This window comes from Ammoniphilus resinae (genome assembly GCF_017873965.1).
Taxonomy (GTDB): Bacteria; Bacillota; Bacilli; order Aneurinibacillales; family RAOX-1; genus Ammoniphilus_A; species Ammoniphilus_A resinae.
The window spans coordinates 760,154-772,667 of the sequence record NZ_JAGGKT010000001.1 but is presented as its reverse complement, the minus strand read 5'-3'; the positions used below and the strand labels follow the sequence as shown (position 1 = coordinate 772,667).

The window sequence follows — 12,514 nt, the reverse complement described above, 5'->3', positions numbered from 1 at the left end:
CCCCTTTCCCACGGATTAAAAATCTTCCATACATTTCTCTGTTCATGGTTAATCTTCCCTATTATTAATGATGCACTTCGCATTTGTCAAACCTTCTTTTTGCACCTGCATAAAGAAACCTCCTGGCAATTGCTTAACTTTACCTCTTAACTGGAGCCTAAGAATAGCGTCCGCGACCTCTCTGGCGGGTAGTCCAGATGCATTGGCCAGTTGATGAAAAGTTGACTGTGTATTCTCTATAATATCCAATAATTTACTTTCATTACCAGTTATTTCTGAATCATTTTTTAACCCGTCCCTTTTAGATAGAGCGTGAAGGGGGTATTCATCAATTACATCTTTTATTTGTGTAATCAATTTTGCACCATCTTTAATTAATTTGTTCGTCCCCATGCTTTGTGGAGACAGAATGGAACCAGGAACGGCGAACACATCACGCCCTTGTTCCAGGGCACTATCCACCGTGAGAGAAGAACCACTTCGTGCCGACGCTTCAACAACAATAACTCCTAAAGAGAAGCCACTGACAATTCGATTTCGTTCAGGGAAATAAATTTTTTGTGGTTTCGTTCCGGGAGAATACTCAGAGACAATCAGCCCATGTACTGCGATTTCTTTGTATAACCAGCTGTGTTCGGCCGGATATACAACATCTATTCCGCAGCCTAAAACGGCCAGTGTCCCACCACAGGTTTGCAGTGCACCTTTATGTGCTTCAGCGTCAATTCCCTTGGCCATGCCGGAGACAATGCAAAAGCCTTCATTGCCAAGTTCCCTGCCAAAGTGAAAGGTAATTTGTTTGCCATAATTGGTTGGGATTCTTGTCCCCACGATGGAGAGCATCGGTTTTCTCAACAGTTGTAAATTTCCAAGGGTATAAAGGACTAATGGGGGGTCTGGTATGTTGCGCAGATTTTTGGGGTAGATGGGATCAAAAATACTGATGGCTCCAATTCCTTTTTCTTTTAACATTTCCTTTACCGATATGACTTGTTGTCGATTCAACTGTAATAATTGTTGTCTTTTGTTTCGGGAAATCTCGACTTCTTCAGGGAGGTTCTGTCTCAAGGAGGTTAGGTCTGGGGGAATAGCTTGGATATTGGGCAAAATTTTCCGCAAGGTTTGCCGGCCTATCCCTTTCATTTGGCTTGCCGCAATCAACCAATCAGTTGGTTTTAATTCTCTGCTCATTCAATCATCCTTTCTTTTATAAGGTAAAAAGGGGCCAAATCTTTGACCCCTTTCTGTTCATTTATTTTACTGTCTTACAGATTTCTAGTAAACCTCTTTCTTCAAGAACACTGATTAAGGTTTGTCCCATTTCGGCTGGGGATTTCGCTACCTTAATTCCGCAGCTTTCCATTGTCTTAATTTTTTCTGCAGCTGTTCCCTTACCGCCAGAAATAATCGCACCAGCATGTCCCATTCTCTTTCCGGGAGGTGCCGTTTGACCACCAATGAAGCCTACTACTGGCTTTTTCATGTTGGCTTTTACCCATTCTGCCGCTTCTTCTTCTGCAGTTCCACCAATTTCACCGATCATGATAACAGCCTCAGTATCTGGGTCCTCATTAAACATCTTTAAGACGTCAATAAAGTTGGTACCATTCACTGGGTCGCCACCAATCCCTACTGCTGTAGATTGTCCGATTCCATTTGTTGTTAATTGATGTACTGCTTCATAGGTTAAGGTTCCACTACGGGAAACAATTCCAACTTTACCAGGGGCATGAATATACCCAGGCATAATCCCAATTTTACATTCTCCTGGCGTAATGACACCTGGACAATTTGGTCCAATCAGGCGAGTTTTCTTGCCTTCCATATAGCGCTGTACCTTCACCATGTCAAGGACTGGAATTCCTTCAGTAATACAAATGACAAGATCAAGTTCAGCATCTACCGCTTCCATAATTGCATCAGCAGCAAATGGTGGTGCAACATAGATAACTGATGCATTCGCACCTGTTGCCTTGACAGCTTCTTCTACTGTATCGTAAACTGGGAATCCTTCGATTTCTGTGCCACCCTTACCTGGTGTTACACCGCCAACCATTTGTGTCCCGTACTCGGCACAGCCTTTGGCATGGAACAGACCAGTTGCTCCTGTGATACCCTGTGTAATAACCTTCGTATCTTTATTTACAAGTATACTCATGTCGCTCAAGCCCCCCTTATTTCACCAAAGAAACGATTTTATCTGCGCCGTCTGCCATCGACCCAGCCGCAACGATATTCAGACCAGATTCTTTTAAAATTTTCTTTCCTAGATCTACGTTAGTTCCTTCCAAACGAACGACAAGCGGGATGTTTAATTGTACTTGCTTTGCTGCTTCAACTACCCCAGAAGCAATAACATCACACTTCATAATACCGCCGAAAATATTGATAAAGACGCCCTTCACATTCTTGTCGGATAAAATCAGCTTAAATGCTTCAGTAACGCGCTCTGCTGTAGCACCGCCCCCAACATCCAAGAAGTTTGCGGGCTCACCGCCATGAAACTTAATAATGTCCATGGTTGCCATTGCAAGTCCAGCCCCATTAACCATACATCCAATATTTCCGTCTAATGCCACGTAGTTCAAATCAAACTTAGACGCTTGAATTTCTTTTGGATCTTCTTCATCCAAATCGCGTAAAGCTACGACATCTTTATGTCTGAATAGAGCATTGGAGTCAAAGTTCAACTTTGCATCTAAGGCCATAACATCGCCGCCACCTGTTACAACAAGCGGATTGATTTCTGCAATGGAACAATCCTTATCAATAAACACTTGGTATAAGCCCATCATGAACTTAACCGCTTTGTTCACAAGCTCTTTTGGAATATTAATATTAAGCGCTAATCTACGAGCTTGGAAAACCTGTAAGCCAACAGCCGGGTCAACAACTTCCTTGAAAATCTTTTCAGGAGTCTTTTCGGCTACTTCTTCGATTTCCGTACCGCCTTCTTCAGAAGCCATTAGGGTGACACGTCCGGTTTTACGGTCAATAACAACCCCAACATAGTATTCTTTCTTAATATCGCATCCTTCTTCAATTAAAAGACGCTTCACTTCTTTTCCTTCTGGTCCAGTTTGGTGTGTCACCAACACTTTTCCTAATAATTCGTTCGCATATGTACGGACTTCATCAAGGCTCTTCGCAATTTTTACACCGCCGGCTTTTCCTCTTCCACCTGCGTGAATTTGCGCCTTAACAACATAAACCTTTGAGTTTAATGTTTTTGCAGCCTCAACTGCTTCCTCTGCAGTAAAAGCTACCTTCCCATATGATACAGCTACACCATACTGTCTTAGTATCTCTTTACCTTGATACTCATGGATATTCATTCTCCATCCTCCTATCAGCGGTCACTTTCATAAAATTACCTTATGAAGCTATTCTGCAAATACAAATATACACTATTCGACAATCGTACGCAAAACTCTTTTTTCCTTTTTTTGCAGAAAAACTCTCTGCACTGTCGGAAAAACGGAAGGATGGATACCTTATTTTTTATGGTTTCTTCTGGAATATCCCTTCGTTTCCCAACATTTGATTAATCCCATTTATAACGTTCGACTTTTTGTAAAACTGCCCTTGGTAAATAAATCCATCCTCATATACATCAATAAGGATCTTTTCTTTTTCAACTGCAAATACCAACTTGTAAACAGGTGAATTCGGCTTCGAAGAAACAGCTCTTTCTCCGCCCTTCAAGGTACGAACCACTTGATGGATCGTAGATTGAACCTCTAGCTCGGTCATCTCTTCCAATTTCAAATCATAAACTTGAGCTATCTCTCTGGTATAATCATGAACCTGTAAAGCAGTTGCTTTGAAAAGATGGTTGAAACTGTGTTCAGAGTAATTCGTTATTGGCATCTCGGTCATTAAAGGAGTATACAATGAATCTACCGTTTGATAGTACATTTTTTCATTCCCCTGCCCAACGGATATCAAAGTAGGTGAAAGTACTTCAACCTGAATGATGTCCTTGCCAGCCATGTCCATTTCCAAAACATAATAAGGAAAAAGGGGATAGGGAATTCTCGGTCCGCCTTTTAAATACTGTGCTTGTTGCAGCATACTAAACAGTTCCTCAATTCCTTGGTCTGAGAACTGTTTGGTTTGATCCAGATCTTTGGAAATCACCGTGATTCGATTTGCATTTACCTGTTTAAAAAATTCTTTTGCAACATTTACTTCAATATAATCGGAAAACTTCGTCGCCCCATCACCTCGGTAAAATATATTTTCCCATTTCACCCCTTGTTTTGTGAGCGACACCACAGCAGGTTCATCTGTTTGTGACCAAAACAGGACCATATAATCATAAGCATATTGATCCTCCTTAGCTTCTTCCACAAAGGGCAGTTGATGAAATTTCTCTAGAAACTCCTGCTTGTCTAAATTAATTTCCGTTCCTTCCTTCGTAATGACAGAAATATTTTTCAAATCACCTAATAAGGTATTCCATTTTTCTTGAGGGGTAGGGTCTGTCTGCGTTGCTGTATAGGTTTGATGTTCATTTCCCTTGTTTGTTATGTGCTGTTCTGGCTGCAATTCCTTACTACAGCCTGCAATAAGAATGATGAGAAGGGATATGAACAACATCCTCCAATAAGAAAGGGCCAAGAAATCTCCTCCTTAGGACCGATATTTCCCACAACACAAAATAGGACTTTATTACTTCGTTTTCTCCATACTTACGACAGATTCCTTTTTTTCATGTAAAAAAATACAAAATTTCATCACTTTTGAAGAGAAAAATTAATTTTTAATTTGTTGAAGGGATTTTAATAGATAAAGAGAATTATATTTTTGTATTAAGAAAAGCTACTTTTGAGGAAGATTTATACATTCCTATGTGGATAAAATTAGGAGGTGGTCGATTCTTGTTTTACAAAACTTATAGTGCTGGAATCATAGGAATTGATGGATTTATTGTCGAGGTTGAAACAGACCTAACGAAAGGGCTCCCTCAATATTCCCTTGTTGGGCTCCCGGATTCTGCAGTGAAGGAATCAAAAGAAAGAGTTCGCTCTGCCATTCGGAATAGCGGCTTTGCCTTCCCACTTGGACGAATCACGATTAATTTAGCCCCTGCCAGTTTGAAGAAAATTGGTGCGGCATATGATCTGGCTGTTGCAGTTGGAATCCTAAGCGCCTCGCGGCAAGCACCTATTCAATTAGACGATAGAACACTATTGATTGGCGAATTATCTTTAGACGGTCAGATTAAACCGATTCGCGGCATTCTTCCCATGGCCCTTACAGCAAAGAAAAGAGGGTTTACAAGAATTATCGTCCCCCTAGAAAATGCTCCTGAAGCTAGCCTCTCCGGACTTCTCACATATCCCTTGGAATATCTTAAAGATCTACCAGTTGTTTTTAAACATCCCCCGTATTCAGCAAGAAAACTACCTTTCCATTCGCATTCACATTCATTCAATACAAACGATTACTCGGCAATCATTGGACAGCAACAAGCAAAAAGAGCATTGGAAATTGCAGCTTCCGGCTCTCATCATATTTTAATGGTTGGTCCCCCAGGAAGCGGAAAGACTCTTCTTGCTTCTTCTTTACCATCAATCCTTCCGCCATTAACCGTCGAACAAATGATAGAGGTTATGAAGATCTATAGTGCCTATGGAAAAACAAATCATCCTATGGTCAATGTACGTCCCTTTCGTGCACCACATCATTCAATTACATCTGTTGGGCTAATCGGGGGCGGCGCCTTGTTAAAACCTGGTGAAATTACTCTTGCCCATCATGGGGTCCTGTATTTGGACGAGATCTGCGAGTTCCCTCGACAGGTCTTGAATCTTCTGCGGCAGCCTCTGGAGGAGCGGAGGATAGAATTGCATCGCAATCGACAAATTGTAAGCTTTCCTGCTAATTTTATGCTTATCGGAAACATGAACCCTTGTCCATGCGGGTATTTTGGTTTTCCAGATGGCATCCATCAATGTCGCTGTGGCAGCCCTGCAATTGAAAGATACCAAAACCGAATTTCCGGGCCTTTGTTAGATCGCTTCGATATCCGCGTGGAAGTGCCCAGGCAAGAAATTGACCCCTTTCATACACAAGTTGAAGAAAACCCGCTTCAAGCCATACAAAAACGGGTTCTATCTGCAATCAAATGGCAAGAAGATAGATTTAGTTCAGGTAAACGCAATAGTGAGATGGATTTGGCCGAGATCAAACGATTTTGCATTATGTCCCCCAAGGCCAAATCGATGCTCCGCCAGGTCTATCAACATTTTTGCCTTTCCCACCGTGGACTCCACCGGATTCTAAAGTTAGCTCGAACCATCGCTGATCTAGATTCAAGCGAAACTATTATCGAACAGCATATTGCAGAAGCCGTACAGTTCCGTACCCAAGAAAAAAATATTTTTTCCATTTAAATGGTTGTGGATAACTTGAACTCACATTATCCTAGTTGTTCTCATGCGGATTCGACAAGTTTCTCCACATGCCATCCCCAAACTATCCACAGTTTCTTGTGGATATCGGAACGCTTGTTCCATTTTATGGAGGATGATATACTATGGTTAATTATATGAAAACGAGGTGAAAATATGAAACTTTTAACTGATGAAGCTCTTATTGACGCCTATCGTAAATCTCTGAACCTCGAACTTGAACAAGATTTTATCAACTTGCTTTTAGAAGAAATTTATCAGCGAAATATTGATCTAGAACTTATATAATCCAGCTTCTTGCTGGATTTTTATTTTTTTGGGGGATTCTTTGAATACTTTAATCCGCGCAGATGGTAGGTTAGATATTTTAGAAGCGATCTCAGGACTTTTTGGGAGTTTCTGTGGAAACTTTCCTCGTTTCCTGACTACTAGCTAAGGTTTCACCCCAATCGTGTCAGGAATAGCGTTGTTTCCTGACTACTAGCTAAGGTTTCACCCCAATCGTGTCAGGAATAGCGTTGTTTCCTGACTACTAGCTAAGGTTTCACCCCAATCGTGTCAGGAATAGCGTTGTTTCCTGACTACTAGCTAAGGTTTCACCTCAATCGTGTCAGGAATAGCGTTGTTTCCTGACTGCTTGCATGGTTTTCACCTCAATCGTGTCAGGAATAGCGTTGTTTCCTGACTGCTTGCTTGGTTTTCACCCCAATCGTGTCAGGAATAGCGTTGTTTACTGACTACTAGCTAAGGTTTCACCCCAATCGTGTCAGGAATAGCGTTGTTTCCTGACTACTAGCTAAGGTTTCACCTCAATCGTGTCAGGAATAGCGTTGTTTCCTGACACTTGCATACAATCTTATCACTTAACACCCTTTACCCTGCTCTCCACTGACTTTTCCCTTTTATGTCCCTGGTCCCTCCTTCCCTCCACCCATAAGGCCAATAAAGAGAAACAAGGATATCGCGGCTACAAGGCCCATCTGCACCTGGAGAGGACACAGCCGAGCACCGAACACATATAAGTTGAGCAAAATCCCCCTTGCCTTTATAGTTACAAATAAACTTAACCTCTGTACCCAAAAAACAAAACTTATGTATTCTTATCCTCAATAAAAAAAAGACCAACCTATACATTTAGGTCAGCCTTTAATGGAGGAGTCTTTCGCGTCGAGTACACTATACTATACGTCATATGGAACATAATTGAAGTGAGGCAAATCCCCATTTTTAAGCCTATTTTTTCTAGAAAGCATTTTTAAAGTGGAGAATATTTGCCGGACTCTCCCCCATTGAATTATATCCAACCGAGATCACATCAAACCGAACCTCCAACAGGGGTAACCGCGATTGCATGAGATAGAGAGTGGCTGCCTTGCGAATTCTAGCTTGCTTAGCATGATTAACAGACTCGTACCCCTTGGCAAATTCCTCCTTGGTTCTAGTCTTTACTTCTACAAAAACAATAGTATCCTCTTTCATCACAATCAAATCAATCTCGTAGCGTTTCATACGCACATTTTTCCCTAAGATCCGATACCCTCTTAATCTTAAGAATCGTTCTGCCTCTTCTTCCCCTAGTTTACCGAGTTCCAATTTGCTAAATTGGCTCAGGTTGATCCCTCCGATTTCTTCTCCATTTTATAGACCATAGCTAAAATTTCTGCTACCACTTGATACAGCTCAGGTGGAATCTGGGTATTCAAATCTATAGCAGCCAACACTTCAACTAAGCTTTGATCCTCTTGGACTGGTACCCCATGTTCTCTTGCCTTCTCTAAAATCCGCTCAGCAACCGCCCCTGCTCCCTTTGCGGTAACCGTTGGTGCATCATATAAATCAGGGTTGTAACTAATGGCAACTGCTTTTTTTCGTTTTTCGCCGCTCATATTCGGAAGTCCACCCCTTTATAAGGTTGGAGAAACCCCTTTGCTTCCACCCCTTTACTAACCCCTACTTTTCTAACTCTTGCGGACAAAAGCTGGTATCCTGTTTCCTTTAAGGCTTTCGATAAATCATTCCGAAAGAATTCGATCAATGGCTGCAAGCTTGGATCTTCCCCGGTAAAATCAACCGAAACCATCCGCTCCCTTATTTGTACATCAATCAGTAATTCTCCCATTTTCGCTAACTGAAGAAAAAATAAAAGCCGACAATGGTTGGGGTCAACTTGGCCCAATGGATCCCTTCTCGATTCAATCTGCACAAAAGAGGACTCAAACAGAGGGATGGAAAGCAACAGCTGCTGCAGTGGAAATTGTCCTGGGGTAAGAAAAAGTTGTTGACCTGTGATATAGCGAATTACTTGATCCGTGACCTCAGCAAGGGGAGACAACGAAGGGGTGTCTGCTAAATTCCCTCTTATCTGAAGAAGCAATGGTTTTAATTGCTCAACGTAAGCATCGATGTCATTTGACCCGACAAGTCTCTTTTCCCACCCAAGGCCAAGATCCAGCAGAAAATCCCTTAACATTTCAGCACTTGCGGGGGATCCCTGCCTAAGCCTGGCAAGAAGCGAAAGCACCTTATCACCCCATGGGAAGGACCATTTATCGCCATCGATACTCCTATATTCTTTCTCCCATAACGCCAACAACTCACCTAAATGTGGTCCACTGACAAATTGGTCAACCGATTTCACCGTCTCCTCTGTCACCGGATACCCTCTTTTTAATGACAGAACAATGGCGTCAGAGAGGTCCCGCTCACCGGTCTTGTTAATCGCAAAAATATTATTTAACATCGATTGTGGAACAGGAATTTGCTCACTTACCAGTTTTGATAAAAGTCCTTTACTCTCTTCATCTTCAAAACCTAGCGCGGAAGCCAGATCATTGATCCTCCCTCCCACTGCCCTCGGCTTTCCCGTTTGCTTATCAAATTGCTTAATCACTTGCAGCATGACAGGCTGCCCTGTTGACTGCACCTGCAGCCATACACGTTCACCGGCATTAAGATTCACTTCCATTTTGCCAATGATTTGTCTTCCGTCAACGGACAGCAAAGACTGGCTATTAGGCAGATTTCGCAAGACCGTGCCTTTGACTATTTGTCCGGCAGTAAACTCAAGCTTTGGTCCAGAATATACAGGCAAACTTCTAATTAGATTTTGCAATAGTGTTCCCGTGACCACATGAATCCCCCTTCAACAGCGCTAACCAATCCATTCCTTCACACCAGCAAACGTTTTTCTATGTAATGGACAAGGACTATGTTCTGCAATCGCCTGCAAATGCTCAGGTGTACCATAGCCGGCATGCCGTTCAAAGCCGTATTCTGGATAGGTATTCGCTGCTTCTGTCATCCAGCGATCCCTGGTTACTTTGGCGATAATTGAGGCTGCTGCGATGGTTACACTTAGATGGTCTCCCCCTACAATCGCCAACTGTTCCGTGCTAAGTCCGGAAACTTTAAGTCCATCAATTAGACAGATCTCTGGTTGAATATCGAGTTGCCTAACAGACTCTCGCATAACTTGTAATGTAGCTTGATAGATATTTATCTGATCAATTACGTCTTGATCAGCAAAGGCAACCGAGTAAGCTATTGCTTCATTTACAATAACCTGGTAGAATTCTGCCCTCATCTGTGGGGATAATTTTTTGGAGTCATCCAATCCTGGTAAATAAAAATCATCAGGTAAGATGACGGCTGCAGCTACGACAGGACCGGCAATGGGTCCTCTGCCGACCTCATCTGCCCCGGCTATTTTCTTATATCCCTGCTGCCTTAATTGATTCTCATAGGCATTCATGCGGGTCCACTGTTCTTCCTTTTGCCGCTGCTTTTCACGAATCCTTTCGTATTGCCTAAGCAGCAGTTGCACCCCAGATCGTTTATCCTGTTTCAGAGCTTGAACCATTTGATCATCCAAGGTGTGATCATGTAACAATTCCTTTATTTCTCGAATTTTCAATTTGTCTAATTCAACCATTCGTTAATTCCCCTTGAAAAAAAATGAACGCACAGGCCCTCGCCTGTACGTTCATTGTATCACACTGAAAAGTTTGTGGTTAGCTTTCGGAAAACTGCGGTTGAAGGATTTCCATCGTAAATTGATCGTTTGGTCTCTCAAGAGAAATCGCGCCAATTTTTCCTGAACGGAGCTCTCGTAAAAGAAGCTCTGCTACTTTATCGTAATCAATCATTCCTCTGCCCATCAAACAGCCTCTTTTTTTCCCGATCTCTTCTAATAAAACAATCCGATCATCTGGTAGTTCCTCTAGCTTAAAGCGTTCCATCAGCAACGCAGGGTAATACATCTTCAGGTATTCTACAACAAAAAGGGCAACTTCCCCGAAGTCCAGGATTTCATCTTTAATTGCGCCGCTTGCAGCTAACCTTAAACCGACTAACGGATCTTCAAACTTGGGCCAAAGGATTCCTGGTGTATCTAATAAATCAAGTTCTCCCATTTTAACCCATTGCTGTGACTTGGTAACCGCAGGCCGATCACCTGTTTGCGCTACCTTTTTTCCGGATAACCGGTTAATTAGAGACGATTTCCCCACGTTTGGTATCCCTAGAATCATCGTGCGTACAGCCCGCTCATTCATTCCCCTTGCTCTGCGTTTTTCCATAATAGGCTCAACTAGTTTTCGGCAATTCTCTGCAATTTTATGAACCCCTCTGCCTGATAAGGCATCAATGGGCAATGCAGTTATCTCCCGCTCACGGAAATAGCGAATCCAATGTTCAGTCACTTCTTGATCCGCCAAATCAATTTTATTTAATAAAACGAGTCGCGGTTTATCTTTCACAATTTCATCGATCATTGGATTTTGGCTGGCCATCGGAAGTCTGGCATCCAATAATTCAATCACGACGTCAATCAATTTCAGTTTTTCCGTCACTTGTCTGCGTGCTTTGGCCATATGGCCCGGAAACCACTGAATCGTCATCTTTCTTCACCTGCTTATTTTACTGTTTTGTTTGGGAAGCGAAATTCATCCAAAGGCCAGAATACGACATCCGCTCTTCCTACAACGCGATCTAAGGAGATAGTCCCAATAGCACGACTGTCCTTGCTGTTCCGCCGGTTATCCCCCATCACGAATAATTCACCCTTTGGCACGTTAATTGGACCAAAATCTGCCGTTAAGGGAACACCTTCGGCATGGGCCTTCTCTTTATATTGTGCTAAATAAGGTTCTTCAACCGGCTTATCATTAATGTACAATTGGTCATCACGAACCTCAACCTTGTCGCCGCCCACACCAATGACACGTTTGATATAATCTCGGTCTTCGGTTGCATGAAAAACAATAATTTCTTCCCTTGTTGGCTGTTCAAAGAAGTAAATCAACTTGGTTACAATTAGTCTTTCACGATCGTGCAAATTCGGCATCATCGATGTACCATCTACAACAAAGGGGGCAAAAAGGAAGGAGCGTATGACAAAGGCTAGGATGATCGCAATCGCTAATGCTTTTAGCCATTCCCAGAGCTCGTTTTTTTTCTTTGGATTCCTTTCTTCCTCTTCCTGGACAGGTTCATGATTTTCCATAGCCCACTCCTCCTCACACCATCTCTCATTCATTATATGTACAAAAAAGGGACTACATAAGAAATTCTCTTCAAAACCACATATTTCCTTGTAACGCCAAAAAAGGAGCTTGTTCCCAAGCTCCTTTTTTTGCAACTATCTGCGGATTTCTTTAATACGAGCTGCCTTACCAACACGGCTGCGTAGGTAGTACAACTTAGCACGACGTACCTTACCATAACGAACTACTTCGATCTTGTCGATCTTTGGTGAGTTCAATGGCAATGTCCGTTCAACACCAACCCCGTAAGAGATCTTACGTACGGTGAATGTTTCACTGACTCCAGAACCGCGGCGCTTAATAACTACACCTTCAAAAACCTGAATTCTTTCGCGTTGTCCCTCGATAACCTTCAAGTGAACCTTCACAGTATCACCAGGGCGAAATGCAGGAATATCAGCTTTAAGATGTTCTTTTGTAATTTCACGAATGATCTGATTCATATCATTCCCTCCTTCCATGACAGTGTTCGTATTGCGAGGCCGAGTTAGAGTTTGGAGGTTTGTCTAACATCTATTTCTCATCCTCAGACAAAAGAGGACCACCGAAATC

At 42.4% G+C, this 12,514-nt stretch carries 13 protein-coding genes; 2 read left to right on the top strand and 11 right to left on the bottom strand.

The annotated features are described in order from the left end of the window. Window positions 1-48 precede the first annotated feature (48 nt). The 4 genes from dprA to J2Z37_RS03775 all read right to left on the bottom strand — a co-directional run bounded on the left by dprA (window position 49) and on the right by J2Z37_RS03775 (window position 4,623). Complete coding sequence (gene dprA, locus J2Z37_RS03790; protein WP_209808847.1) at window positions 49-1,191, bottom strand: DNA-processing protein DprA; 1,143 nt, start codon at window positions 1,189-1,191, stop codon at window positions 49-51. 61 nt (window positions 1,192-1,252) lie between these two features. Beyond that, window positions 1,253-2,158, bottom strand: coding sequence for a succinate--CoA ligase subunit alpha (gene sucD, locus J2Z37_RS03785; protein ID WP_209808846.1), 906 nt, complete (start codon window positions 2,156-2,158; stop codon window positions 1,253-1,255). A gap of 16 nt (window positions 2,159-2,174) precedes the next feature. After that, complete coding sequence (gene sucC, locus J2Z37_RS03780; protein ID WP_209808845.1) at window positions 2,175-3,335, bottom strand: ADP-forming succinate--CoA ligase subunit beta; 1,161 nt, start codon at window positions 3,333-3,335, stop codon at window positions 2,175-2,177. A 166-nt stretch (window positions 3,336-3,501) separates the two neighbouring features. Further along, window positions 3,502-4,623: a hypothetical protein gene (locus J2Z37_RS03775; protein ID WP_209808844.1), complete on the bottom strand. Its 1,122-nt coding sequence runs from the start codon at window positions 4,621-4,623 to the stop codon at window positions 3,502-3,504. A gap of 260 nt (window positions 4,624-4,883) precedes the next feature. On the opposite strand from J2Z37_RS03775, the gene J2Z37_RS03770 reads away from it, so the two are divergent. Together J2Z37_RS03770 and sda are read left to right on the top strand one after the other, a co-directional pair. Next, the gene (locus J2Z37_RS03770; RefSeq protein WP_209808843.1) at window positions 4,884-6,401 is read left to right on the top strand and encodes a YifB family Mg chelatase-like AAA ATPase; all 1,518 of its coding nucleotides are present in this window, start codon (window positions 4,884-4,886) and stop codon (window positions 6,399-6,401) included. Between the two features lie 174 nt (window positions 6,402-6,575). Further along, window positions 6,576-6,707 (top strand): sporulation histidine kinase inhibitor Sda, encoded by a 132-nt coding sequence (gene sda / locus J2Z37_RS03765; protein ID WP_209808842.1) that lies wholly within the window; start codon window positions 6,576-6,578, stop codon window positions 6,705-6,707. Window positions 6,708-7,661: 954 nt separating this feature from the next. Here sda and J2Z37_RS03760 read toward each other — a convergent pair. The 7 genes from J2Z37_RS03760 to rplS form a co-directional block, all read right to left on the bottom strand. Further along, a complete protein-coding gene (locus J2Z37_RS03760; protein WP_209808841.1) occupies window positions 7,662-8,012 on the bottom strand; it encodes a YraN family protein in 351 nt (116 codons plus the stop codon). A 14-nt stretch (window positions 8,013-8,026) separates the two neighbouring features. Further along, window positions 8,027-8,305, bottom strand: coding sequence for an EscU/YscU/HrcU family type III secretion system export apparatus switch protein (locus tag J2Z37_RS03755; RefSeq protein ID WP_209808840.1), 279 nt, complete (start codon window positions 8,303-8,305; stop codon window positions 8,027-8,029). Further along, entirely contained in the window at window positions 8,302-9,549 is a 1,248-nt protein-coding gene (locus J2Z37_RS03750; RefSeq protein WP_209808839.1) for a DotU family type IV/VI secretion system protein, read from the bottom strand. The genes J2Z37_RS03755 and J2Z37_RS03750 overlap by 4 nt, the downstream gene beginning before the upstream one ends. Window positions 9,550-9,570: 21 nt before the next feature. Then, window positions 9,571-10,350 carry a ribonuclease HII gene (locus J2Z37_RS03745; RefSeq protein WP_209808838.1) on the bottom strand — a complete coding sequence of 260 codons (780 nt, stop codon included), beginning with the start codon at window positions 10,348-10,350 and terminating at the stop codon, window positions 9,571-9,573. Between the two features lie 79 nt (window positions 10,351-10,429). Beyond that, the gene (gene ylqF, locus J2Z37_RS03740; protein WP_209808837.1) at window positions 10,430-11,317 is read right to left on the bottom strand and encodes a ribosome biogenesis GTPase YlqF; all 888 of its coding nucleotides are present in this window, start codon (window positions 11,315-11,317) and stop codon (window positions 10,430-10,432) included. Between the two features lie 14 nt (window positions 11,318-11,331). Next, window positions 11,332-11,922 carry a signal peptidase I gene (gene lepB, locus J2Z37_RS03735; protein WP_209808836.1) on the bottom strand — a complete coding sequence of 197 codons (591 nt, stop codon included), beginning with the start codon at window positions 11,920-11,922 and terminating at the stop codon, window positions 11,332-11,334. Between the two features lie 135 nt (window positions 11,923-12,057). Then, a complete protein-coding gene (gene rplS / locus J2Z37_RS03730) occupies window positions 12,058-12,405 on the bottom strand; it encodes a 50S ribosomal protein L19 (RefSeq protein WP_209808925.1) in 348 nt (115 codons plus the stop codon). Window positions 12,406-12,514: the final 109 nt, after the last annotated feature.